Origin of the sequence: Mesorhizobium neociceri, from assembly GCF_013520985.1 — a bacterium.
GTDB lineage: Bacteria > Pseudomonadota > Alphaproteobacteria > Rhizobiales > Rhizobiaceae > Mesorhizobium > Mesorhizobium neociceri.
In genome coordinates this window covers 1-24,591 of record NZ_JACDTY010000006.1, presented here as the reverse complement: position 1 = coordinate 24,591, position 24,591 = coordinate 1, and the positions used below count along the sequence as shown (strand labels likewise).

Genomic DNA, 24,591 nt, shown 5'->3' with positions numbered 1-24,591 from the left:
GTCCACACCGAAGGGGGCGCTGCTGGCGCCCCCTGACGGTGAGGCGTCGGGGAGGATTGCCTGATGAGTGATGATACCGCGGGTTCGGCCACTGCCGAACGCGGGCTGCAAGGCGCCACGGAAGCCTTGGCCAGTTTTGATGAATCGGATGCCGGCGTGATCCGCCGCGTCCAGGCTTTCCTTCACCAGTTTCCCACATCCATTCCGTTTATCGTTCTGCTGCTGGGTGTGGTCATCTTCTCGATCGCGGCGCCGAGCAAGTTCTTTGCCCCGTTCAACTTCTCGCTGGTGCTGCAGCAGGTGACGATCATCGCCGTGCTCGGTGTGGCCCAGACGCTGATCATCCTTACCGCCGGTATCGACCTGTCCGTCGGCGCCATCATGATCCTCTGCTCGGTGGTGATGGGGCGGACTGCGGTGGTCTATGGCGTCCCCGTGTTGATCGCCTTTCCGCTCGGGCTGCTCTGCGGCACGGCGTGCGGCGTCATCAACGGTCTTATCGTGACGATGCTGCGCCTGCCGCCCTTCATTGTCACGCTTGGCACCTGGAGCATTTTTGGCGCGCTGAACGTCTGGTATTCCCAGAGCGAAACCATTCGCCAGCAGGACATGGAGGCGTCGGCGCCCTTCCTGCAATGGACAGGTACGATCTTCAAACCATATGATTTCTTCTCAAAAACGCTTGGGCTCGACTGGATGTTTCTGAAAGGCTGGGTGCTGACCTACGGGTCGCTGGTCATGCTGATCCTGGCGTTCATCATCTGGTACGTGCTGAACAGAACGGCCTTGGGGCGGCACATTTATGCCACTGGTGACGATCCGGATGCAGCAAGGCTGGCCGGTATCAACACCAACCGGACCCTGATCGCCGTGTACGGGCTTGCCGGTTTCATCTGCGCGATCGCCGCCTGGGTGCTGATCGGGCGCATCGGCGGCGTAAGCCCGCAGGCCGGCCAGACCGCCAATCTCGACTCCATCACCGCTGTCGTGATCGGTGGCACCTCACTGTTCGGCGGCCGCGGCTCGATCGTCGGAACGCTGATCGGCGCCTTGATCGTCGGCGTCTTCCGCAACGGGCTCGCGCTTTCTGGCCTCGAACTGCTGTGGCAGGATTTCGCCGTGGGCGTGCTGATCATCGTTGCCGTCACCATCGACCAGTGGATCAGGAGGATTTCGGCATGAGCGGCACTCCGGTTCTGCAGGCCAGGGCGCTTAACAAGCGTTACGGCAGGGTGGTGGCGCTCGACAATGCCGATTTCGACCTGATGCCGGGCGAAATCCTCGCTGTCATCGGTGATAACGGCGCCGGCAAGTCGACGCTGGTCAAGGCGCTGTGCGGCGCCGTCATCCCAGATTCCGGCACCATCGAGCTCAACGGCAAAGTGGTCCATTTCCGCTCGCCGATCGAGGCGCGCCTGGCCGGGATCGAGACGGTCTACCAGAACCTCGCTCTGTCGCCGGCATTGTCGATTGCGGACAACATGTTTCTTGGTCGCGAGTTGCGCAAACCGGGTTTTGTCGGGCAGTGGCTGCGCAGGCTCGACCGTTCGGCGATGCAGCGGATCGCCCGCGACAAGCTCACCGAGCTCGGGCTGATGACCATCCAGAACATCAACCAGTCGGTGGAAACGCTGTCGGGCGGCCAGCGCCAGGGCGTGGCTGTGGCGCGCGCAGCCGCCTTCGGCAGCCGTGTGGTGATCATGGACGAGCCGACCGCCGCCCTCGGCGTCAAGGAGAGCCGCCGCGTGCTGGAATTGATGCTCGACGTCAAGAGGCGCGGCCTGCCGATCGTGCTGATCTCGCACAACATGCCGCATGTCTTCGAAGTCGCCGACCGCATCCATATCCATCGGCTGGGGCGTCGCCTCGCCGTCATCGATCCCAAGCAATATACGATGTCCGATGCCGTGGCTTTCATGACTGGAGCCAAGGTTCCGCCGGAGGCGGCACTGGCAGCTTGATCCCTTGCAGCGGATAAATTGCCGCAGGGGAACCGGCGGCTATCCGATCTAAATCGATTGAATGTATGTTGCAATGCACTAGGATGGGCTGGGACTGACAGCGAAAGCCGGTATGATCGCAGCACGATCACGAGAGGCAGTATGACGCGAACAATGACAGCCAAAGCCCCTGTTCTCGAAATCCCCGATCCCAAGACGCTTGCCCACGAGGTGCTGTCGGCCCTCAAATACAGGGTCGGCAAGGGCACCAACGTCGCTACGCAATATGATTGGCTGACCGCCTCGATCAAGGTCGTGCGCGACCGCATCGTCGATCACTGGATGCAGGCGACGCAGGAGGCCTACGCCCAGCAGGAAAAGCGCGTCTATTATCTGTCGCTCGAATTCCTCATCGGCCGGCTGATGCGCGACGCCTTCTCCAATCTCGGCCTGATGGACAATATGCGCGAGGCGCTGAAGTCGCTGGGCGTCGACCTCGACCTCATCGCCGGGCTCGAACCGGATGCGGCGCTCGGCAATGGCGGCCTCGGCCGGCTCGCCGCCTGTTTCATGGAAAGCATGGCGACCGTCGACATTCCGGCGCATGGCTACGGCATCCGCTACGCCAACGGCATGTTCCGCCAGGAAATCCATGACGGCTGGCAGGTCGAACTGCCCGAAACCTGGCTCGACCACGGCAATCCCTGGGAGTTCGAACGCCGCGAACGCGCCTTCGAGGTCGGCTTCGGCGGTTCGGTGGAATCGATCACCTCCAAGGATGGACGGCTCGAACGTCACGTCTGGAAGCCGACCGAACATGTCCAGGCAGTCGCCTACGACACGCCGGTGGTCGGCTGGCGCGCCAACCGCGTCAACACGCTGCGGCTATGGTCCGGCATGCCGATCGATCCGATCCTGCTCGACAAGTTCAACGCCGGCGACCACATCGGCGCGCTGGCCGAAAGCAACAAGGCCGATGCGCTGTCGCGCGTGCTCTATCCCGCCGATTCCCACAAGGCCGGCCAGGAACTGCGGCTCCGGCAGGAATACTTCTTCTCCACTGCCTCGCTCCAGGACATCCTCCAGCGCCATCTCAGCCAGTATGGCGATCTCGTGTCGCTGCCGGACAAAGCGGCGATCCATCTCAACGACACCCATCCGGCGATTGCCGTGCCGGAGCTGTTGCGTCTGCTGATGGACATCCACGGCATGGATTTCGACCAGGCCTGGGACATCACCAAGCGCACCTTCGGCTACACCAACCACACGCTGCTGCCAGAGGCGTTGGAAAGCTGGCCGGTGCCGCTGTTCGAGCGGCTTCTGCCGCGCCACATGCAGATCGTCTACGCCATCAATGCGCAGGTGCTGCTCGAGGCACGCGCCACCAACCAGTTCTCGGGCGAGCAGATCAGCCGCATCTCGCTGATCCAGGAAGCCGGCGACCGCCGCGTGCGCATGGGCAACCTCGCCTTCGTCGGTTCGCACTCGATCAATGGCGTGTCGGCGCTGCATACCGAGCTGATGAAGGAAACGGTGTTTGCCGATCTCCACAAGCTCTACCCCGACCGCATCAACAACAAGACCAACGGCATCACGCCGCGGCGCTGGCTGATCCAGTGCAATCCAGGCCTCACCGCGCTCACCCGTGAAGCGATCGGCGACCGCTTCCTTGACGATATCGACGCCATCAAGGGGCTTGAGGCCTTTGCCGGCGACGCTGCCTTCCGCGACAAGTTCGCCGCCGTCAAGCGCTCCAACAAGGTCAAGCTCGCCAATCTCGTCGCCGACCGGCTTGGCATCAGGGTCGATCCGTCGGCGCTGTTCGACATCCAGGTCAAGCGCATCCACGAATACAAGCGCCAGTTGCTCAACATCCTGGAAGCCATCGCCCTCTACGACCAGATACGCTCGCATCCCGAGCTGGACTGGATGCCGCGCGTCAAATTCTTCGGCGGCAAGGCGGCGCCCAGCTATCACAACGCCAAGCTGATCATCAAACTGGCCAACGACGTCGCCAAGGTCATCAACAGCGACCCGTCGGTTCGCGGCCTGCTGAAAGTGGTGTTCGTACCGAACTACAATGTCAGCCTGGCCGAGGTGCTGATGCCGGCCGCGGACCTGTCGGAGCAGATCTCGACCGCCGGCATGGAAGCGTCGGGCACCGGCAACATGAAGTTCGCGCTGAATGGCGCCTTGACCATCGGCACGCTCGACGGCGCCAATGTCGAGATCAAGGAGTGCGTCGGCGACGACAACATCTTCATCTTCGGCCTGACCACCGCCGAAGTCGCCGAGCGGCGCAGCAATGGCTACAACCCGCGCGCCGTCATCGAAGGATCGCCGGAACTGGCGCAGGCTGTCGCCGCCGTCTCATCGGGCGTGTTCTCGCCCGACCAGCCGGATCGCTACCGCGAACTGATCGACGGTCTCTACAACACCGACTGGTTCATGGTTGCGGCGGATTTTGACGCCTATGCCGCCGCCCAGCGCGATGTCGACGCCGTCTGGCGCAACAGTCCCGACTGGTACGCACGCGCAATCCGCAACGTCGCCCGCGTCGGCTGGTTCTCTTCCGATCGCACAATCCGCCAATATGCGAAAGAAATCTGGAACGTGCCCGCCTGATATGATTGCATGAGGCCACGAACAATGTGGCCTCGTGAATGTCGCCCAAAAGTGCGTAGCGGTTTTGGGATCACGACATGAACAAAACAAAATAGATCCCTGGGAGGGACGCTACCTGATGAGGAAACCACGCGTGACCGCTGCGACAAGCGGGCCGGACGGGCTGGCCTCAACCGGCGATGTCGCGGCGATTGTTGCCGGCACGCATGGCGATCCTTTTGCAATCCTGGGCGTGCATGATGCCGGCAAGGGCCTGGTTGCCCGCTGCTTCGTGCCCAACGCCGAATTCGTCACCGCCTATACGCTGACCGGCAAGAACGCCGGCGAACTCTCACGCCGCGACGATGCCGGTTTCTTTGAAGGCAAACTGTCGATCAAAAAACGCCAGCCGCTGCGCTATCACGCCAAAAATGCCGGCGGCGACTGGTGGCTGACCGATCCCTATTCCTTCGGCCCGGTGCTCGGCCCGATGGACGACTATTACATCGCGCAAGGGTCGCACCTCAGGCTGTTCGACAAGCTCGGCGCCCATCTCATCGACCATGAAGGCGCCTCCGGCGTGCATTTCGCCGTCTGGGCGCCCAATGCGCGCCGCGTCTCGGTGGTCGGCGATTTCAACGAATGGGACGGCCGCCGGCACACAATGCGCGACCGCCGCGACACCGGCATCTGGGAACTGTTCATTCCCGATATCGGCGCCGGCCACCCCTACAAATACGAGATCATCGCCCCCGATGGCGTGCGCCTGCCGCTCAAGGCCGATCCGTTCGCCTTCAAATCCGAACTGCGCCCGGCCACCGCTTCGGTGACGGCGGTGCCGCCGGCGCATGAATGGGGCGACGAGGCGCATCGCAGTTACTGGCGCAAGGCAGACCCTCGGCGTGAAGCCATCTCGATCTACGAGGTCCATGCCGGGTCGTGGCAACAGCACGATGACGGCAGCTTCCTGTCATGGGACGAGCTTGCCGACCAGCTGATCCCCTATGCGGTCGAAACCGGCTTCACCCACATCGAATTCCTGCCGATCTCCGAACATCCCTATGACCCGTCATGGGGTTATCAGACAACCGGACTTTATGCTCCCTCGGCGCGCTTCGGCGATCCCGAGGGTTTTGCCCGTTTCGTCGACGGCGCGCACCGCGCCGGCGTCGGCGTCATCCTCGATTGGGTGCCGGCGCACTTCCCGGTCGACGCGCATGGCCTGGCCAATTTCGACGGCACAGCGCTCTATGAGCATGCCGACCCGCGCAAGGGTTTCCACCCCGACTGGAACACCGCGATCTACAATTTCGGCCGCCGCGAGGTGGTGTCCTTCCTGGTCAACAATGCGCTGTTCTGGGCCGAGAAATACCATGTCGACGGTTTGCGCGTCGATGCAGTCGCCTCGATGCTCTACCTCGATTATTCGCGCAAGGCCGGCGAATGGATCCCCAATGAGAAGGGCGGCCGCGAAAACCTCGAGGCGGTCTCCTTCCTGCAGAAGATGAACAAGGAGCTCTACGGCCATCATCCCGGCGTCATGACCATCGCCGAGGAATCGACCTCATGGCCGAAGGTCTCGGCACCGGTTCATGAAGGCGGACTGGGCTTCGGCTTCAAGTGGAACATGGGCTTCATGCACGACACGCTGGAGTATTTCGCCAAGGAGCCGATCTTCCGCAAGCACCACCACAACGACCTGACCTTCGGCCTGACCTACGCCTTTTCCGAGAATTTCGTGCTGCCGCTGTCCCATGACGAAGTCGTGCACGGCAAAGGCACGCTGCTCGGCAAGATGGCCGGCGACGACTGGCAGAAATTCGCGACACTGCGCGCCTTCTACGCCTTCATGTGGGGCTATCCCGGCAAGAAGCTGCTGTTCATGGGCCAGGAATTCGCCCAGCGCCGCGAGTGGAGCGAGGCGCGCGCGCTCGACTGGAACTTGCTCGACTTCCGCCCGCATCGCGGCGTCTGGCACACGGTGCGCGACCTCAACTATCTCTACCGCTCGCGCCCGGCGCTCCATGCGCGCGACTGCGAGCCGGACGGCTTTTCCTGGCTGATCGTCGACGACAAGGAAAACTCGGTCTTCGCCTGGCTGCGCAGCGCGCCCGACGGCAACCCGATCGCCGTCATTTCCAATTTCACGCCGGTGCCGCGCGACAATTATCGCGTGCCATTGCCCAAGGTCGGCAAATGGCGCGAAATCATCAACACCGACGCTTCGGACTATGGTGGTTCGGGCAAGGGTAATGGCGGCGTGGTCGAAGCCAGGGCGGAAGGAGGAGGCATTTCGGCGACGATGCTTTTGCCGCCGCTGTCGACGATCATGCTTGAACTCGTTGCGGACTAGGTCCGTCAACTCGTTGCGGACTGAGCGATGCTCCAGACTGGTAATTTGGGAGGGTAAAAATGGCAGACTTGAAGAGAACCCAGCCGCTGGCGCGCGATGCCATGGCCTATGTGCTGGCCGGCGGCCGCGGCAGCCGGCTCAAGGAGTTGACCGACCGCCGCGCCAAGCCGGCCGTCTATTTCGGCGGCAAGACGCGCATCATCGATTTCGCGCTGTCCAATGCGCTCAACTCCGGCATTCGCCGCCTCGGTGTCGCCACCCAGTACAAGGCGCATTCGCTGATCCGCCACCTGCAGCGCGGCTGGAACTTCCTGCGCCCCGAGCGAAACGAAAGTTTTGATATCCTGCCGGCCAGCCAGCGTGTCTCGGAAACGCAGTGGTATGAAGGCACGGCCGACGCCGTCTACCAGAACATCGATATCATCGAGGCCTATGGCCCCGAATATATGGTGATCCTTGCCGGCGACCACATCTACAAGATGGACTATGAGCTGATGCTGCGTCAGCACGTCGATGCCAATGCCGATGTCACCGTCGGCTGCCTCGAAGTGCCGCGCATGGAAGCGACCGGCTTCGGCGTCATGCATGTCGACGGTAAGGACAACATCATCGCCTTCGTCGAAAAGCCCGCCGATCCGCCCGGCATTCCCGACAAGCCGGAATTCGCGCTGGCCTCGATGGGCATTTATGTCTTCAAGACCAAGTTCCTGATGGAACAGCTGCGCCGCGATGCCGCCGAGCCAGGTTCCAGCCGCGACTTCGGCAAGGACATCATCCCCTACATCGTCCAGCACGGTAAGGCGATCGCGCATCGCTTCGCCAAATCCTGCGTGCGCTCGACCGCCGAGAACGAGGCCTATTGGCGCGATGTCGGCACCGTCGACGCCTATTGGGAAGCCAATATCGACTTGACCGATATTACTCCCGAACTCGACCTCTACGACCGCGACTGGCCGATCTGGACCTATGCCGAATTGAAGCCGCCGGCAAAGTTCGTGCATGACGAGGATGGCCGCCGCGGTTCGGCCGTCTCCTCGCTGGTGTCGGGCGACTGCATCGTCTCAGGCGCGTCGCTGAAGCGCAGCCTGATCTTCACCGGCGCGCGCATCAACTCCTATTCGACGCTGGAAGAAGTCGTCATGCTGCCCGACGTTCATGTCGGCCGGAACGCAAAGTTGAAGCGTGTCGTCATCGACCACGGTGTAAGGATACCGGAAGGGCTGGTGGTTGGCGAAGACCCCGTCCTTGACGCCAAACGTTTCCGCGTCTCGGAAAAGGGCATCTGCCTGGTCACGCAGGACATGATCGACAAGCTGAAGCTGTGAAGCAATTCCAGGAAAAGTATGAAACGGTTTTCCCGGGAAAAGCGCGTAGCGCTTTCCCTTGGGAATTGCGAAAAACAAAGAGTTAGACAGGGACGATAGACGCATGCAGGTTCTGTCGGTCACGCCCGAAATCTTCCCGCTGATCAAGACCGGCGGACTTGCCGACGTGACCGGCGCACTGCCGATCGCACTGGCCGCCAAAGGCGTGACCATGCGCACGCTCATCCCGGGCTTTCCGCAGGTGATGGGCGCCTTCAAGAAAAAGAAGGCCGTCTACCAGTACCCGCTGCTGCAGGGCGGCAAGGCTTCGGTCCATGCCGTGCAGATTGCCGGGCTCGATCTGTTCGTGCTCGACGCGCCGCATCTCTACGACCGGCCCGGCGGGCCATACGGTAATGCGGCCGGCGCCGACTGGCCCGACAATTGGCGGCGCTTCGCGGCGTTGAGCCAGGTCGGCGGCGACATCGCCGGCGGCGCCATATCAGGCTACCAGCCGGATCTGGTGCACGCCCATGACTGGCAGTCGGCAATGACGCTCGCCTATATGCGTTACGGCAAGGCGGTCGGCGTGCCGTCGCTGATCACCGTGCACAACCTTGCCTTCCAGGGCCAGTTCGGCGCCGGCATTTTTGGCGAGCTTGGCCTGCCGGCGGTGGCGATGGCGCTCGATGGCGTCGAATATTATGGCGGCGTCGGCTTCCTCAAGGCCGGCCTGCAGGCGGCCTGGGCGATCACCACGGTGAGCCCGACCTATGCGCAGGAAATCCGCTCACCGGAATTCGGCATGGGCCTCGACGGCCTGATCAACATGCGATCCTCGGACCTCTACGGCATCGTCAACGGCATCGACACCGACATCTGGAACCCAGAGACCGACAAGCATCTGGTGTCGGCCTATTCCGCGCAGACGCTCAAGGCTCGCCTTCCCAACCGGGCGGTTGTCGAGGATCGCTTCAGCCTCGAACGCGACGACAGCCCGATCGTCTGCGTCATCAGCCGGCTGACCTGGCAAAAGGGCATGGACATACTGGCGGCGGTGGTCGACGGCGTCGTCGCCACCGGCGCTCGGCTGGCGATCCTCGGCTCGGGCGATGCCGGGCTGGAAGGCGCGCTGCTTGCCGCCGCCGCCCGCCATCGCGGCCGCATCGGCGTCGTCGTCGGCTATGACGAGGGGCTTTCCCACACCATGCAGGGTGGCTGCGACGCCATCGTCATCCCCTCGCGCTTCGAGCCTTGCGGGCTGACCCAGCTCTACGGCCTGCGCTATGGCTGCGTGCCGGTTGTTGCCCGTACCGGCGGCCTTGCCGACACCATCATCGACGCCAATGAGGCAGCGATCTCGGCAGGTGTCGCCACCGGCTTCCAGTTCGCGCCCAACAATGGCGGCGCCATGCTGCACGCCATCCGCCGGCTGGTCGACGCGCATTCAAATCCCGCCGTCTGGGAACAGATACAGCGCCAGGGCATGAAGGCCGATGTCTCCTGGGACAAGAGCGCCGACAAATACGTTGAACTCTACCGCCTGTTGCTTTCGAAAAGGGTTGCCTGAAGCATGATCCGGACCGTCCCCACCAAACCCTATCTTGACCAGAAACCCGGCACCTCCGGCCTGCGCAAGAAGGTGCCTGTCTTCCAGCAGGAGCACTATGCCGAGAACTTCATCCAGTCGATTTTCGACGCGCTGGACGGCTTCAAGGGCAAGACGCTGGTGATCGGTGGCGACGGCCGCTTCTACAACCGCGAAGTCATCCAGAAGGCGATCGCCATGGCTGCGGCCAACGGCTTCGGCAAGGTGATGGTCGGGCAGGGTGGTATATTGTCGACGCCGGCTGCCTCGCATGTCATCCGCAAATACAAGACCTTCGGCGGCATCATCCTGTCGGCCAGCCACAATCCGGGCGGCCCGCATGAGGATTTCGGCATCAAGTACAATGCCGGCAATGGAGGCCCGGCGCCGGAAAAACTGACCGACGCGATCTTCGAAAAGACCAAGACGATTTCGACTTTCAAGATCGCCGAGATCGACCAGATCGACATCGACAAGATCGGCACCGTGACTGCCGGCGGCATGGCGGTCGAGGTGATCGATCCGGTCACCGACTATGCCGAGCTGATGGAAAGCCTGTTCGACTTCGACGCCATTCGCGCCAATTTCAAATACGGCTTTCGCATGCGTTTTGATGCCATGCATGCCGTCACCGGACCCTATGCCAAGGAGATCCTCGAACGCCGGCTTGGCGCGGAAAACGGGACGTGCCGCAACTACAAGCCGCTGCCGGATTTCGGCGGCCATCACCCCGATCCGAACCTGGTCCATGCCAAGCACCTTTATGACGAGATGATGGGACCGGATGCGCCTGATTTCGGCGCCGCTTCCGACGGCGACGGCGACCGCAATCTGATCATCGGCAAGGGCATTTTCGTCACCCCGTCGGATTCGGTGGCGATGCTCGCCGCCAATGCGCAGCTGGCGCCGGGCTACAAGGACGGCCTCAAAGGCATCGCCCGGTCGATGCCGACCAGCGGCGCGGCGGACCGTGTCGCCGAAAAGCTCGGCATCGGCATCTACGAGACGCCAACCGGCTGGAAGTTCTTCGGCAATCTGCTCGATGCCGGCATGGCAACGATCTGCGGCGAGGAAAGCGCCGGCACCGGCTCCAACCATGTCCGCGAAAAGGACGGGCTGTGGGCGGTGCTGTTGTGGCTCAACATCCTGGCCGTGCGCGGCGAAAGCGCCAAACAGGTGGTCACCGAACATTGGGCGACCTACGGCCGCAACTACTATTCGCGCCATGATTATGAAGAGGTCGAGACCGACCGCGCCAATGCTCTGGTCGACGAGTTGCGCGCCAAGCTCGCTTCGCTGCCCGGCACCAGCGTGCGCGGCCTGAAGATCGCCAATGCCGACGACTTCGCCTACCACGATCCGGTCGACGGTTCGGTGAGCAAGAACCAGGGCATCCGTATCCTGTTCGAAGGCGGCTCGCGCGTCGTGTTTCGTTTGTCCGGCACCGGCACGTCGGGCGCGACGCTTCGCGTCTATATCGAGCGCTACGAGCCTGACAGAGCGAGGCACGATCTCGATACGCAGGAGGCGCTTGCCGACCTGATCGCGGCTGCCGATGATATTGCAGGGATCAAGAGCCACACCGGCCGCAACAAGCCGAGCGTGATTACTTGAGAGTGGCTGCGCGCGCTTTCCCTTCTCCCCTTGTGGGAGAAGGTGGATCGGCGCGCAGCGCCGAGACGGTTGAGGGGTGTTGGACGGATCGCAGTCGGTGCCAAGCTGGAGCACCCCTCATCCGTCGCCTTCGGCGACACCTTCTCCCACAAGGGGAGAAGGGGGAGACTGCATGACCCAACTCGGCTCCACTACCACCCGCGATGGCATCCGCTTCGCCGCATGGTCGTCGTCGGCGCGACGCCTCTGGGTGTCGATCTTCGACGAAACCGGCGCGCGCGAAATCGACCGGCTTGAGCTCCAGCCGGAAGGCGAAGGCGTGCATGCGCTGTTCGTCGCCGGCCTCGCTGCCGGCACCCGCTACGGTTTTCGCGCCGACGGCGACTATGCGCCCGAGCGCGGGCTGTGGTTCGATCCCGACAAGCTGCTCACCGATCCCTACGCCGTCGAGATCGACCGGCCCTATGCCCACCACTGGCGGCTTGCGGCACGGCGCAACGAAGGCGCCGACACCGCGGCTCTGATGCCGAAGACCATTGCGCGGGTTTTGCCGAAGCCGATGCCGGCCAAGCCGTCGCTGTTTCAGCCCGGCGGCCTGATCTACGAACTCAATGTCCGCTCCTTCACCAAGCTGCATCCGGACGTGCCGGAAGCCCAGCGCGGCACCATTGCGGCCCTTGCCCATCCGGCCATCATCGAACATTTGAAAAAGATCGGTGTCTCCGCCGTCGAACTGATGCCGGTGACGGCATGGATCGATGAGCGCCATCTGCCGCCGCTCGGCCTAAGCAATGCCTGGGGCTACAACCCCGTCACCTTCATGGCGCTTGACCCGCGCCTGGCGCCCGGTGGCCTCGCCGAATTGCGCGATACGGTGGCGGCGCTGCGCAAAGCTGGTATCGGCATCATCCTCGATCTCGTCTTCAACCACACCGGCGAGAGCGACCGACTCGGCCCGACGCTGTCGCTGCGCGGGCTGGACAACCAGGCCTATTACAGACATGAAGCCGACAACCGGCTGGTCAATGACACCGGCACCGGCAACACGGTCGCTTGTGATCATCCTATCGTTCGGGAGATGGTGCTCGACACGCTTCGCCATTTCGCCCGCCATGCCGGCGTCGACGGTTTCCGCTTCGACCTGGCGCCGGTTCTCGGCCGCGTCGATGGCGTTTTCGATCCGGAAGCGCCCTTGCTTCAAGCCATCGCTGGCGATCCCATCCTTGCCGACAGGGTGCTGATCGCCGAGCCCTGGGACATCGGTCCGAACGGCTACCAGCTCGGCAATTTCCGCCCGCCATATCTGGAATGGAACGACCGCTACCGTGACGATGTCAGGCGCTTCTGGCGCGGCGATGCTGGCGCCGTCGGTGCGCTGGCCACACGGCTCGCCGGCTCGTCCGATATCTTCGCCAAAGAAGGGCTCAGCACCAGCCGGACGGTGAATTTCATCGCCGCGCATGACGGCATGACCTTGGCCGACATCGTCGCCTATGAGGCCAAGCACAACCAGGCCAATGGCGAGAAGAACCGCGACGGCCACAGTGAGAACCTGTCCTGGAACAATGGCGTCGAGGGCGAGACCTCCGACAAGGCGATTGCTGAGGCCCGTTCCGGTGACCGCCGCGCGCTGCTCACCACCTTGTTTGCTTCGCGCGGCACGATCATGCTGACGGCGGGCGACGAATTCGGCCGCACGCAAAAGGGCAACAACAACGCCTATGCGCAGGACAACGCCATCACCTGGCTCGACTGGGCCGGGCGCGATCTCGCGCTGGAAGCCCATGTGTCGGCGCTCGCGGCACTCCGCCGCGCGGTTTCAGCGCTTGCCGACCCGCGCTTCCTCACCGGGGAGCCGCCGGCCGGTTCGGATGTGCCCGATGTCGCCTGGTTGACCGAGACCGGCGCGCCGCTTGGCGAAGCCGACTGGAACGATGCCGCGCGCCATCGCCTCATCATGCTGCTCGGCGATACGGAAGGAGGCCGCCTTGCCGTCATCGTCAACGGCGACCGCCGTCAATGCGTCTTCACCCTGCCCGTACGGGAAGGGTTCCAATGGCAGCCGGCTGTCGAAACGCAGGCGATCGACCTTGCGCGCCCGCTGTCCGGCCGAAGTGTCAGTTTCATGATCGAACGCCGGATCCCGAAGGACCGCGCGAGGAAGAGCAAATAATGGCCGACGGCAATACCGAGCAGGGGCCTGAACAGAGCGTCGACTGCTGGCGCGGCTGCGTCATCTACCAGATCTATCCGCGCTCGTTCCAGGACACGACCGGCGACGGCAGCGGCGATCTCTCAGGCATCACATCGCGGCTGGCGCACGTCGCCTCGCTGGGCGTCGACGCCGTCTGGCTGTCGCCCTTCTTCAAGTCGCCAATGGCCGATATGGGTTACGACGTCTCGGACTATCAAGCGGTCGATCCGATGTTCGGCACGCTCGATGATTTCGACGCGCTGGTGGCCGAGGCGCACCGGCTCGGCCTGAAGGTGATCATCGACCAGGTGCTGTCGCACTCCTCCGACAAGCACGAATGGTTCGTCGAAAGCCGTACCAGCCGCGACAACCCCAAGGCTGACTGGTACGTCTGGGCCGACACCAAACCCGACGGCAACGCTCCCAACAACTGGCTGTCGGTCTTCGGCGGCCCGGCCTGGGAGTGGGATGCGACCCGCCGGCAATATTACATGCACAATTTCCTCGCTTCGCAGCCGGATCTCAATTTCCACAATCCGGAGGTTCAAGATGCGCTGCTGGAGACAGTGCGGTTCTGGCTCGAACGCGGCGTCGATGGCTTCCGCCTGGATACGGTCAACTACTATGTCCATGATCGCTGGCTGCGCAGCAATCCGCCTTTGGCGTCGAGTGTCGCCGGCACCAATGGCGAAACCAACACCTATCTCTTCCAGGAGCATCTGTTCGACAAGACGCAACCGGAGAACCTCGATTTCCTCCGACGCTTTCGCTCTTTGCTCGACGAGTATGGCGGCCGCGCCAGTGTCGGCGAAGTCGGCGACGAAGGCCGCTCGCTGCAGACGCTCGCCGCCTACACCTCCGGCGGCGACAAGCTCAACATGTGCTACACTTTCGACCTGCTTGGGGCACAATTCTCGCCCGCCCATGTGCGCGGCTGCGTCGAGGCCTTCGAGGCAGCCGTTGTCGACGGTTGGGTGTGCTGGGCGTTCTCCAACCACGATGTCGTGCGCCATGTCAGCCGCTGGACGCGACCGGGCGGCGATCCAAATGCGGTGGCGGCATTCGCGATCGCGCTGCTCTCCTGCCTGCGCGGCTCGATCTGCCTCTACCAGGGCGAAGAGCTTGGGCTGGAAGAGGCGGAGCTGACCTTCGAGGATCTGCGCGATCCTGTCGGCATCCGTTTCTGGCCGGGGGTCAAGGGCAGGGACGGTTGCCGCACGCCCATGGTTTGGGAGGCGGGCGCCGACAATGCCGGTTTTTCCCCGGCAAAACCTTGGTTGCCGGTGCCGGCCAGCCACCGCGCCCAAGCGGTCGACATCCAGAATGGCGACGAAAATTCCGTGCTTGCCGGCTACCGGGCGATGCTGGCCTTGCGCAAGGCGCATCCGGCTCTGGTCAAGGGTTCGATCCGCTTTCTCGAAACCGAGGGCGATGTCCTTGCCTTCATCAGGCAGGGCGAAGGCGAGACATTGCTCTGCGTCTTCAATTTCGCCGACGAGCCGGCCGACTGGCCACTGCCGCCGGATTTCGGGCCCGTCGTGACGATAGCTCCGGGTGGCGGTGCGGTCCTACAGGAGGAGGGGCTGTCGCTGCCGGCGCTGGGCAGCTTTGTCGGACGAGCCGGCTAACCGACAGGTCGGGCTTTATTGCACCAGAACGGAGCGGCCGCAGGTCGCGCCGGTGACCCGGACATCGGCCTGGCCGACGCTCACACCGAGCGCCGCAAGCACATTGTAGACCAGCGTGTCGACGGGCGCCGTCACGCTGTTCAGCAGCGCCACCACCGCCGGCTTCACCGTTCCAAGCAGGGCGCTGAGGTTGATCGGCAGGCTCAGCACGTTGGCTGTCAGCGACAGATTCTTGACCAGCGACGTGGTCAGCGACTGCGTCAGGTTCTGCGTTGAGACGGTCTTGATCGTCTTGGCGGTGATGTCGCCGTAGTTGAAGACGAGGTCCGTCGAGTTCATGTTGGTCATCGCAAACGCCGCAGAGCCCTTCACCGACAAGAGCGGGACGAGCAGCAGCCTCACCGCAGCGATTTCGGTGTTGTAGAAGGATTGCGGTTTGGTGAAATCGGCGAAGGCGCCGGGATTACCGTCGGCACTGCTGGCCGCGAGATGCGCCTCGACGACACCGGGGCGCGTGGCGATGGTGACCTTGATGCTCTCGGGACGGCCCGTCGGACAGCTTATGTCCGTCAGCTTGGCCTCCGCATAGGCGATTTCGATATGCAGCGGCAAGGTAACGGAGAGCAGGGTGGTGCCGCCGCCGATATTGCTGTTGCCGACAGTGACCGACGCCAGAAGCTTGATGCGTGTCTGCGCGGTGCGCACCACGGTACCGGCCTCGCCGACAGCCAGCCATGGCGAGGATTGCATCGGCTCGCCAATGGCAACGTTGAGCGTCGTGGCGGTGAGGCCAGGCACGGTGAGGCCCAGGTCGAGCTGGGCCTGGTTGGTGCCGTTGGCAAGGGAGGCTGCGGCCGTCAGCATTCCCATGGCGCTGGTATCGACACCCAGGCCCGACGGCTTTTGCCCGAGGCCCAGACGGCCGACCGAGCCGAGGTCGACAAGGTGGCTGAGTGGAATCTGGACCGTGCTGGTGGCCTTCGAGGCCACCGACTGCAAGGCCAGCTTGGCCGTGTTGCCCAACCCCGGGACATTGGCCATGGCGGTTGCGATCTGGCCGATGCTCGCCTTTGAAGCCAGCACATCCGAATAGGACACCCCGGTCATGTGCAACTGAACCGCGAGCGCGTCGACAAAGGAAAGGACGTTGATGTCGGCCGCGATCAGGGAATTATAGTCCATCACGCTGAGCGAGATGTTGCCGCCCACCAGCCCGTTGAGGAGCGCGTTGAGCAGGCCGCCATTGACGCTGAGCAGCCTCGAGCCGACCGAAAAGCTTGCCTGCGCCTGGGCGTTTGCGGTGGCCATCGTGCCGATGACCGGCGGGGCCATGAGCGAGGTGCCGAAATAGAGCGTGCCCTGCTTCTTCAGGAACACTTGCACGGCATTGTAGGGCAGCTTGCCTGCCTCGAACCGGCTGCCGGCGGCGATCGAACTCAAGCCGGTGTAGCGCCCCGGCACAATCTGGACCACCGCCTTGGTGGCTGTCGGCGCGACGTTTTTCCCGTCTTTCTGCACGGCAACCGAGCTGATGCCATTGTCCTTCAGCGTCGTCAGCACCGCCGTTTCGACGTTGGCGAGATTGGCCGCGGCAGTGATCGCCGCCAGGTCGACGATCGACTGCGCTGCGCGGCGCTCGTTGAACAGCGCACCCTGGTCGACGGCGAACGCCGTCAGCACCAGCGCGACGGGCGCGCTAAGCGCCGTCATGACAGCGAAATTGGCCCGCTTCTCGCGCAGCAGCCGCCGGCATATCTGCCACATTCCAGCAACGGCACTACGCATCAGATGCCCCCGACCCGGATCGTCGATTGACGTTGAATGGTCATGCCCGGCATCGACAGATTGGGAAACAGATTCCAGATCGGCAAATTCCGTGCGTCGTAGCTGACCGAGACCACGAACTGGCTGCCATCGGCGACACTGTCCTTGGCATCGACCGTCAGTTTCGTGGCATCGACGAAGGGATAACCGTTGACATCGTTGTTGATGAAGTTGGTCACCAGAGTCTTGCGTTCAGTGGCGTTCAGCCCCGCAATCGCGGTTCGCGCCGCATCCGCCGCGATTTGCTGGACCGAGTGGCTGGCGCCGAAATAGATGCCATATGCAACCATTCCGAGCAGAAGCAGGATGAACAACGGCGCCAGCATGGCAAATTCGATCGCCGAGGTCCCCGAGGCGTTCGTCCGGAAACGACACCACGAAGGGGGGAGTTTTTGGTTCTGCAGCATACTGCCGAGCATGCCAAACTCCGCTTGCAAAAACAGAAAACCGATAAAGCAACCGCAAGATGCAGCCAGTTGAAAGGCATGTTCATTTTAGCTGCTCCTATTTTAGCGCAAGACTGCTCACTCAACGTCAAGCAGCGGGCGGTTGAAATAATATTTCCGTCTGTCTAGTCTCCTGCCACCAGCCGCCGGAACGGGAACCGGCGGCGCGCTCAAAGGGGCCAGAAATCGGTCCCGGGGCGTTAACACTCGTAAGGCGTAGCCGATGGGCAGCGCCACAGGGAGAGACTTCATGCTGAAAAACATGCTGAAGGCGACGCTGGTCGCCACGACCATGACCTTTGCTGCAGGCACATTCCTCACGCCGGCCCTTGCCGAGACTGTCTATAACAGAGGCAGCGCCGCCGAAGCGGAGACAGTCGATCCGCACAAGACCTCGACCGTCTACGAAGCCGATATCATACGCGACCTGTTCCAGGGACTGGTCATGCACGATCAGAAGACGAACCTCATTCCGGGCGCCGCCGAAAGCTGGACCGTATCCGACGACGGCACCGTCTACACCTTCAAGCTGCGCAAGGACGGCTTGTGGTCGGATGGCAGCCCGGTGACGGCGGACGATTTCGTCTACTCCTTCCGTCGGCTGGAGGATCCGGCGACCGCCGCCGAATACGCTTCCATGCTCTATCCCGTGAAGAACGCCGAGGAAGTCAACACCAAGAAAGGCAAGCCCGAGGACATGGGCGTCAAGGCGATCGACGCCAACACGCTGGAAGTGACGCTGAAGGCGCCGACGCCATACTTCCTCGAGATGCTGACCCACCAGGCCACCTATCCGGTCAACAAGGCCTCGATCGACAAACTCGGCGCCGACTGGATCAAGGCGGGCAATCTCGTTTCCAACGGCGCCTATACACTGGCCGAGTGGATTCCCAACGACCACATGAAGCTGGTCAAGAATCCGAAATTCTGGGACGCCGCGACCGTCAAGATGGACGTCGTCAACTATATCCCGACCGAAGACCGCTCATCGGCGATGAAGCGCTTCGAGGCCGGCGAACTCGACAGCTACGGCGACCTGCCGACCGAACAGCTCGCTGACCTCAAGACCAAGTTCGGCGATCAGGTCCGTGTCGGACCGTATCTCGGCACCTACTATTACGCGATCAAGACCGACAAGGCGCCGTGGGACAATGTCGAACTGCGCAACGCCATCTCGATGGCGATCGATCGCGACTTCCTCGCCGAGAAAGTCTGGCAGAACTCGATGCTGCCTGGCTATTCGATGGTGCCTCCGGGCATCGCGGGCTACACGCCGGCAATGGCCAAATACGCCGACATGCCGCAGATCGACCGCGAGGACGCCGCCAAGAAGATACTTGAGAAGCTCGGCTATACGCCCGAGCATCCGCTGAAGATGGAAATCCGCTACAACACCTCGGAGAACCACAAGAACACCGCGGTTGCCATCCAGGAACAGTTGAAGCCGCTTGGCGTCGAGATCACGCTGCTCAACACCGATACCAAGACCCACTACTCCTTCCTTGAGCAGAAGGGCAACTACGACGTGGCGCGTGCCGCCTGGATCGCCGACTACAAGGATCCCGAGACCTTCCTCGGCATCACACGCAAGGCCAGCGGAAACAACTATTCGAGCTACGTCAGCCCGGCATATGAAGCGGCCATGGACAAGGCCGCGGCTGCCGGTGGCAAGCCAGAAGAGCGCATGAAGGACCTCACCGAGGCCGAGCGCATCCTTGTCGACGACGTCGGCAACATTCCGCTTCTCTACTACAGCTTCCACGACATCGTTTCCTCGAAGCTGCATGGCTTCGATGACAATGTGATGGACATCCATCCGTCCCGCTTCGTCTCCAAGGACTGAATCATCGCTGACTGGACCGCCGCGCCTCATCCGGGCGCGGCGGGCCGGTCGGTCATCGCATCGGTCCGAAAGTCGTGGTCGATTTTCGGCAAGCCCGGTGCGAAGATTTGGCGCCGGAGCGTGGCAATGCGTCCGTAGGGACGTAGTGTCGCTCTGGCCGAAGCGGGGCGCCGATGCTGCGATATATCTTCCGGCGGCTTTTGACCGCCATACCGACGCTATTCGTCATCGTGACCATGGCGTTCTTCCTGATACGAGTCGCACCGGGCGGCCCATTCAATCAGGAGCGGGGCCTCAGTCCCGAGATCAGGGCCAATCTAGAAGCTCAGTTCGGCCTCAACGATCCGCTCTGGCTTCAATATGCCCACTATCTCGGCAATCTTTTGCGCGGCAATTTCGGACCGAGCTACAATTTGCCTGACTTCACCGTCACCGAACTGTTCGCCAAGGGCTTGCCGATTTCAGTCCAGCTCGGCACCTCGGCGCTGATCCTGGCGCTGCTGCTTGGTTCGGTGCTCGGCACCATCGCCGCGCTCAACCAGAACAAGCTTGGCGATTATACGGTGATTGCGTTGGCGACCGCCGGCAGCACCATCCCCACCTTCGTCATCGCTCCTGTGATTCAGCTGCTGTTCGGATTGACCTGGAAGCTGTTGCCGATCGGCGGCTGGGGTGATGGCGCATTGATCAACAAGATCGGCCCGGTGCTGACGCTGGCTTTGCCGCAGATCGCCATCGTTGCCCGCCTGATGCGCGGGTCGATGATCGAGAGCTTGCGTTCGCATCATATCCGAACGGCGCGTGCGCTCGGCCTTTCCGACTGGTCGGTGGTGGTCAAGCACGCGCTGCGCGGCGCCATCCTGCCGATCGTTTCCTTCACCGGTCCGGCAGCTGCGGCGCTGCTCACCGGTTCGGTCATCGTCGAGACCATTTTCTCCATTCCCGGTGTCGGCCGCTATTTCGTCGATGCCGCGCTCAACCGCGATTACACGCTGGTGATGGGAACCGTGGTGGTGATCGCGCTCTTCACCATCGTCTTCAACCTGATCGTCGACGTCATGTACGCGGTCGTCGACCCAAGGGTGCGCTATGACTGAGGGTGCGCTATGACTGATATCGCAGCCACCGCCGCTCCGCCGGCCGTCGTCGGCCGCTCGCTCTGGGGAGACGCATGGGCGCGCCTCAAAGCCAACCGCGCCGCCATGTTCAGCCTCTATTATCTGGTCTTCATTGGCGTCATCAGCATCTTCGGCCCCTGGTTCGTGCCGCATCAATACACCACCATCTACGCCGACTACGTGCGCACGCCACCAAGCTTTTCTGCCTATCCGAAGCCCGACATGATCGAGACGGCGCTCAAGGATGCCATCAAGCGCATGCGCGTCGACATCAAGGAGTGGAAACTGGACGGCAGTCGCGTCACTGTCACCGTCACCTCGACCAAACCGATCGACGATCGCAACATCCGCTATCTCGACCGCTCCGATGCCTTCGACGATACCAAGATAGAGAGCAAGTCGGCCGACGGGCTCGAATTGACGATGACGGCGTCGGTCAAGCAGCAATATTTCCTGTTCGGCACCGACAATACCGGCCGCGACCTATTGTCCCGCACGCTGATGGCAGGGCGCATTTCGCTGGCCATCGGCCTGCTTGCCGGCGTTGTCGCCGTCGTCATCGGCGTGCTCTACGGGGCGGCGGCCGGCTTTTCCGGCGGCAAGATCGACGAGGTGATGATGCGCATCGTCGACGTGCTCTATTCCTTGCCCTTCATCTTCTTCGTCATCATGCTGGTGGTGTTCTTCGGCCGCAACTTCGTGCTGATGTTCCTGGCGGTGGGGGCGGTACTGTGGCTCGACATGGCGCGCATCGTGCGCGGCCAGGCGCTGTCGATCCGCCGCCAGGAATATGTCCAGGCGGCCGAAGCCATGGGTGTCGGCCAGCGCGGCATTCTGCTGCGCCATGTCATCCCCAATCTGCTCGGACCAGTGGTGATCTACATGACGCTGCTGGTGCCGCAGGTCATCATCCTGGAAAGCTTCCTGTCCTTCCTCGGCCTTGGCGTCCAGGAGCCGATGACCAGCTGGGGCGTGCTGATCTCGGTCGGCGCCAAGAACATCGGCACCGCCAACTGGCTGCTCCTGTTCCCCGCCTTCTTCCTCGTCTCCACGCTGTTCGCGCTGAATTTCGTCGGCGACGGCCTGCGCGATGCGCTCGACCCGAGAGATCGATAAAGATGGGGATCGATAAAGATGGGAACCGTTGATATGGCAACTCCCGAAACGATCCTCAGCGTCAAGGACCTTCGCGTCCGCTTCCGCACGCTCGACGGCGCCGTCGAAGCGGTCAAGGGCATCAACATCCACGTCAATGCGGGCGAGACGGTTGCCGTGGTCGGCGAGTCCGGCTCCGGCAAGAGCCAGACGATGATGGCGGCGATGAGCCTGCTGGCGTCCAACGGCGAGGCGACGGGCCATGTGGACTATCGCGGCCGCAACCTTTTGACCATGAGCAAGGCCGATCTCAACAAGGTCCGCGGCGCCAAGATCAGCATGATCTTCCAGGAGCCGATGACCTCGCTCGATCCGCTTTATTCGATCGGCAACCAGCTGATGGAGCCGATCCGCAAGCACCGCGGGCTGAACGCGGCCGCGGCGCGCGAGGAGGCGCTCAAGCTGCTCAGGCTGGTGCATATCCCCGATCCCGAGCGGCGGATGAAATCCTATCCGCACGAAATGTCGGGCGGCCAGCGCCAGCGCGTCATGATCGCCATGGCGCTCGCCAACGACCCCGACATTTTGATCGCCGATGAACCGACGACGGCGCTCGATGTCACCATCCAGGCACAGATCCTGGTGCTGCTCGCCGAACTGCAGCGCAAGCTCGGCATGGCCATCGTCTTCATCACCCACGACCTCGGCATCGTCCGGCGCTTTGCCGACCGCGTCTATGTCATGCGCTATGGTGAGGTGGTCGAGGAAGGCGAGGCCGAAGCGCTGTTTGCCAATCCGCAGCATGCCTATACGAAAATGCTTCTGGCCGCCGAACCGACCGGCACCAAGGCGCCACCGTCGGCAAATGCGCCGGTGCTGCTCGAAGGCAGGAACGTCGAGGTGACGTTCAAGATCGGCGGCGGCTTCCTCGCCAGCGAGCCGCTGCTGCTACGCGCCGTCGACCACATTTCGATCCGGCTGAAACGCAACCAGACGATCGGCATCGTTGGCGAATCCGGCTCGGGAAAATCGACGCTCGGCCGCGCACTGCTGAGGTTGTTGCCGAGCGACGGCGTCATCCGCTTCGGCGACCGTGATATTTCAACCGCCGACCGCCAGGCGATGCGGCCGCTCAGGCGCGAATTGCAGCTGGTCTTCCAGGACCCGTTCGGCTCGCTGTCGCCGCGCATGACCGTCGGCCAGGTCATCACCGAAGGGCTTCTGGTTCATGAGCCCTCCTTGTCCGGCAAGCAGCGCGACCAGCGCGCCGTGGAGGCACTGCTCGAGGTCGGCCTCGACCCCAATGCGCGCAACCGCTATCCGCACGAATTCTCCGGCGGCCAGCGCCAACGCATCGCCATTGCCCGCGCCATGATCCTGAAACCGAAAGTGGTGGTGCTGGACGAGCCGACCTCCGCACTCGACCGCTCGGTGCAGAAGCAGATCGTCGAGCTGCTGCGCAAGCTGCAGGCCGACCACGAACTGTCCTACCTCTTCATCAGCCACGACCTCGCGGTCGTACGCGCCATGGCCGACTACATCATCGTCATGAAACAGGGCAAGATCGTCGAGGAAGGCCCGACCGAAGAGATCTTCAGCAATCCGCAGGCCGCCTACACGCAGACGCTGATGAACGCGGCGATCGATGTCACGCGCTTCAGGTTGAGTGCTTGAGATTCAAAGATATCTCAGTATGAGATTTATTTGTTGATCTAGTTATTGCAATGTGAGATATTGATCCGTGAGGCGGGTTGTCTACCTGGCTGCCGCAATCAAATCGCTGCGCAAGCACAAGGCTGATGCCGCTCGCATAGTCGACAAGATCGCGGTCTATGCCGAGACGCCGGAAGCCATGGCCAACAACGTCAAGAAACTGGTTGGTTCAGATGAAATGCGGCTGCGTGTCGGAGACTACCGCATCATCTTCACCCAGTCGGACGATGAGATCATCGTCAGCAGGATCGGCCCGCGCGGCTCCATCTACGAGTAGGACGTGGCAATGAGTATCCACTACTTCACCACACCCAAGGGCGACGAAATGGCGGTCTTGCCGCGCGCAGAACTCGATGCGCTGCAGGATCGGGCTGCGCGTGCCCGTGAGGTGGCGAGCTATCGGGCCGGCGAGGCTCCTGGCTTCACCGCCGATGAGGCGCTCGCCTTTGCCAATGCCGCATCGCCGCTTGCCTTCTGGCGGGGGAAGAGGAGCAAGACTCAGACGGCCCTGGCGGCGGAAGTCGGCATTTCACAAAACATGCTGTCGGCGATCGAGAACGGCAAGCGAGGTGGCGATGTCGGACTATGGCTACGGCTATCGCGCGCACTCGACGTACCGGTCGATCAGCTGGTTGACGAGGACTGAAGGGATACGCCGGCGCGCTTGATCTGACTTGTCGGGCGAAACCACGCAGCTCAGCTATCTCGACGACGTCGAACACCTGCTGGCGCGTATAGCGATAATCGCGTCTTGTTGTTGCTTCAGCTTTTCGATCCTGGCTGTCTCACGATTGGCGACTGCGCTCTTCACGCGAGCGCCGACGAGCAGCCACTTCGGAACGCTGGTGTTGGCGACCTTGCCGCGGGTGATGGCGGTCTGTGAGATGTCGCGTGCGATATCGCCAACGGCATTGTTGAGCTCGGTGCATGACATGCTGTCATATTTCGCCGGGTTGACCGTGCTGCCCAGCGATGAGCAGCCTGCCGCAAGGGACAGGGCAAGCAGCGCTGACAGTCGGCCTGCGTTTGAAATCAACAACGTCATCTTCCGCAAACCTCGTTCCGGGCCGCTGTTTCGGCGGTTGTCCTATTATCGAGGTAGCGCAGATGGTTGTCTCGTCAAAATACCATGCGCACACCGGACTCCGATGCCGCCGGTTTGCCTTTAAGGTATCTTGGGGGTGTCGGGAGAACAAACACCTAGAGCGGTTCACGACTTGATGGAATCGAAGGGGATTCCCGATTTGTCGGTTTTGTGATTCAAGATGCTGGCTGGAGTGGAGGCCAGCATCTGATGACCCGACCTCTTTCCAATGATCTTCGCGAG

The 24,591-nt window shown here is 62.4% G+C and carries 17 protein-coding genes and 1 pseudogene; 15 read left to right on the top strand and 3 right to left on the bottom strand.

Annotation, left to right across the window (positions count from 1 at the left end):
- Nucleotides 1-63 precede the first annotated feature (63 nt).
- From H0241_RS13985 to bglA, 9 genes are all read left to right on the top strand, one after another.
- Nucleotides 64-1,182 (top strand): ABC transporter permease, encoded by a 1,119-nt coding sequence (locus H0241_RS13985; RefSeq protein ID WP_181058254.1) that lies wholly within the window; start codon nucleotides 64-66, stop codon nucleotides 1,180-1,182.
- Entirely contained in the window at nucleotides 1,179-1,961 is a 783-nt protein-coding gene (locus H0241_RS13980) for an ATP-binding cassette domain-containing protein (protein ID WP_181058253.1), read from the top strand. Before H0241_RS13985 ends, H0241_RS13980 begins: the two co-directional genes overlap by 4 nt.
- A 141-nt stretch (nucleotides 1,962-2,102) precedes the next feature.
- Nucleotides 2,103-4,565 (top strand): glycogen/starch/alpha-glucan phosphorylase, encoded by a 2,463-nt coding sequence (locus tag H0241_RS13975; protein WP_181058252.1) that lies wholly within the window; start codon nucleotides 2,103-2,105, stop codon nucleotides 4,563-4,565.
- A gap of 118 nt (nucleotides 4,566-4,683) precedes the next feature.
- Nucleotides 4,684-6,897, top strand: coding sequence for a 1,4-alpha-glucan branching protein GlgB (glgB, locus tag H0241_RS13970; RefSeq protein WP_181058251.1), 2,214 nt, complete (start codon nucleotides 4,684-4,686; stop codon nucleotides 6,895-6,897).
- 59 nt (nucleotides 6,898-6,956) lie between these two features.
- Nucleotides 6,957-8,222, top strand: a complete 1,266-nt coding sequence (gene glgC, locus H0241_RS13965) for a glucose-1-phosphate adenylyltransferase (protein ID WP_023670729.1) — start codon at nucleotides 6,957-6,959, stop codon at nucleotides 8,220-8,222.
- A gap of 103 nt (nucleotides 8,223-8,325) precedes the next feature.
- The gene (gene glgA, locus H0241_RS13960) at nucleotides 8,326-9,771 is read left to right on the top strand and encodes a glycogen synthase GlgA (RefSeq protein ID WP_181058250.1); all 1,446 of its coding nucleotides are present in this window, start codon (nucleotides 8,326-8,328) and stop codon (nucleotides 9,769-9,771) included.
- A 3-nt stretch (nucleotides 9,772-9,774) separates the two neighbouring features.
- Entirely contained in the window at nucleotides 9,775-11,403 is a 1,629-nt protein-coding gene (locus tag H0241_RS13955) for an alpha-D-glucose phosphate-specific phosphoglucomutase (RefSeq protein WP_181058249.1), read from the top strand.
- Nucleotides 11,404-11,575: 172 nt separating this feature from the next.
- Nucleotides 11,576-13,576 (top strand): glycogen debranching protein GlgX, encoded by a 2,001-nt coding sequence (gene glgX / locus H0241_RS13950; protein WP_181058248.1) that lies wholly within the window; start codon nucleotides 11,576-11,578, stop codon nucleotides 13,574-13,576.
- Nucleotides 13,576-15,225: a beta-galactosidase BglA gene (gene bglA, locus H0241_RS13945; RefSeq protein ID WP_181058247.1), complete on the top strand. Its 1,650-nt coding sequence runs from the start codon at nucleotides 13,576-13,578 to the stop codon at nucleotides 15,223-15,225. Before glgX ends, bglA begins: the two co-directional genes overlap by 1 nt.
- 15 nt (nucleotides 15,226-15,240) lie before the next feature.
- Here the strand turns inward: bglA and H0241_RS13940 are convergent, their stop codons facing one another.
- Both H0241_RS13940 and H0241_RS13935 read right to left on the bottom strand, forming a co-directional pair.
- Nucleotides 15,241-17,010 (bottom strand): pilus assembly protein TadG-related protein, encoded by a 1,770-nt coding sequence (locus H0241_RS13940; RefSeq protein WP_181058246.1) that lies wholly within the window; start codon nucleotides 17,008-17,010, stop codon nucleotides 15,241-15,243.
- On the bottom strand, nucleotides 17,010-17,468 hold the full coding sequence (locus H0241_RS13935; protein WP_407941744.1) for a TadE/TadG family type IV pilus assembly protein: 459 nt from the start codon (nucleotides 17,466-17,468) through the stop codon (nucleotides 17,010-17,012). The genes H0241_RS13940 and H0241_RS13935 overlap by 1 nt, the downstream gene beginning before the upstream one ends.
- A gap of 250 nt (nucleotides 17,469-17,718) precedes the next feature.
- Here H0241_RS13935 and H0241_RS13930 point away from each other — a divergent pair.
- From H0241_RS13930 to H0241_RS13905, 6 genes and pseudogenes are all read left to right on the top strand, one after another.
- Nucleotides 17,719-19,086 (top strand): annotated as a pseudogene (locus tag H0241_RS13930) (peptide ABC transporter substrate-binding protein); the annotation flags it as partial.
- A gap of 425 nt (nucleotides 19,087-19,511) precedes the next feature.
- The gene (locus tag H0241_RS13925; protein WP_181058245.1) at nucleotides 19,512-20,435 is read left to right on the top strand and encodes an ABC transporter permease subunit; all 924 of its coding nucleotides are present in this window, start codon (nucleotides 19,512-19,514) and stop codon (nucleotides 20,433-20,435) included.
- Nucleotides 20,436-20,444: 9 nt separating this feature from the next.
- Nucleotides 20,445-21,572, top strand: a complete 1,128-nt coding sequence (locus H0241_RS13920) for an ABC transporter permease (protein ID WP_181058244.1) — start codon at nucleotides 20,445-20,447, stop codon at nucleotides 21,570-21,572.
- A gap of 33 nt (nucleotides 21,573-21,605) precedes the next feature.
- Complete coding sequence (locus H0241_RS13915; RefSeq protein WP_181058243.1) at nucleotides 21,606-23,225, top strand: ABC transporter ATP-binding protein; 1,620 nt, start codon at nucleotides 21,606-21,608, stop codon at nucleotides 23,223-23,225.
- A 67-nt stretch (nucleotides 23,226-23,292) separates the two neighbouring features.
- Nucleotides 23,293-23,541: a type II toxin-antitoxin system RelE family toxin gene (locus tag H0241_RS13910; RefSeq protein WP_181058242.1), complete on the top strand. Its 249-nt coding sequence runs from the start codon at nucleotides 23,293-23,295 to the stop codon at nucleotides 23,539-23,541.
- Between the two features lie 9 nt (nucleotides 23,542-23,550).
- Nucleotides 23,551-23,910 carry a helix-turn-helix transcriptional regulator gene (locus H0241_RS13905; RefSeq protein WP_181058241.1) on the top strand — a complete coding sequence of 120 codons (360 nt, stop codon included), beginning with the start codon at nucleotides 23,551-23,553 and terminating at the stop codon, nucleotides 23,908-23,910.
- Between the two features lie 54 nt (nucleotides 23,911-23,964).
- Here the strand turns inward: H0241_RS13905 and H0241_RS13900 are convergent, their stop codons facing one another.
- Nucleotides 23,965-24,303: a hypothetical protein gene (locus H0241_RS13900; RefSeq protein ID WP_235984279.1), complete on the bottom strand. Its 339-nt coding sequence runs from the start codon at nucleotides 24,301-24,303 to the stop codon at nucleotides 23,965-23,967.
- Between the last annotated feature and the right edge of the window lie 288 nt (nucleotides 24,304-24,591).

Excerpts from the sequence above, each read along its gene's own strand:
- H0241_RS13985 (WP_181058254.1), top strand. The coding sequence starts at position 64 with ATGAGTGATGATACCGCGGGTTCGGCCACTGCCGAACGCGGGCTGCAA.
- H0241_RS13980 (WP_181058253.1), top strand. The coding sequence starts at position 1,179 with ATGAGCGGCACTCCGGTTCTGCAGGCCAGGGCGCTTAACAAGCGTTAC.
- H0241_RS13975 (WP_181058252.1), top strand. The coding sequence starts at position 2,103 with ATGACGCGAACAATGACAGCCAAAGCCCCTGTTCTCGAAATCCCCGAT.
- glgB (WP_181058251.1), top strand. The coding sequence starts at position 4,684 with ATGAGGAAACCACGCGTGACCGCTGCGACAAGCGGGCCGGACGGGCTG.
- glgC (WP_023670729.1), top strand. The coding sequence starts at position 6,957 with ATGGCAGACTTGAAGAGAACCCAGCCGCTGGCGCGCGATGCCATGGCC.
- glgA (WP_181058250.1), top strand. The coding sequence starts at position 8,326 with ATGCAGGTTCTGTCGGTCACGCCCGAAATCTTCCCGCTGATCAAGACC.
- H0241_RS13955 (WP_181058249.1), top strand. The coding sequence starts at position 9,775 with ATGATCCGGACCGTCCCCACCAAACCCTATCTTGACCAGAAACCCGGC.
- glgX (WP_181058248.1), top strand. The coding sequence starts at position 11,576 with ATGACCCAACTCGGCTCCACTACCACCCGCGATGGCATCCGCTTCGCC.
- bglA (WP_181058247.1), top strand. The coding sequence starts at position 13,576 with ATGGCCGACGGCAATACCGAGCAGGGGCCTGAACAGAGCGTCGACTGC.
- H0241_RS13940 (WP_181058246.1), bottom strand. The coding sequence starts at position 17,010 with ATGCGTAGTGCCGTTGCTGGAATGTGGCAGATATGCCGGCGGCTGCTG.
- H0241_RS13935 (WP_407941744.1), bottom strand. The coding sequence starts at position 17,468 with ATGCTCGGCAGTATGCTGCAGAACCAAAAACTCCCCCCTTCGTGGTGT.
- H0241_RS13925 (WP_181058245.1), top strand. The coding sequence starts at position 19,512 with ATGCTGCGATATATCTTCCGGCGGCTTTTGACCGCCATACCGACGCTA.
- H0241_RS13920 (WP_181058244.1), top strand. The coding sequence starts at position 20,445 with ATGACTGATATCGCAGCCACCGCCGCTCCGCCGGCCGTCGTCGGCCGC.
- H0241_RS13915 (WP_181058243.1), top strand. The coding sequence starts at position 21,606 with ATGGCAACTCCCGAAACGATCCTCAGCGTCAAGGACCTTCGCGTCCGC.
- H0241_RS13905 (WP_181058241.1), top strand. The coding sequence starts at position 23,551 with ATGAGTATCCACTACTTCACCACACCCAAGGGCGACGAAATGGCGGTC.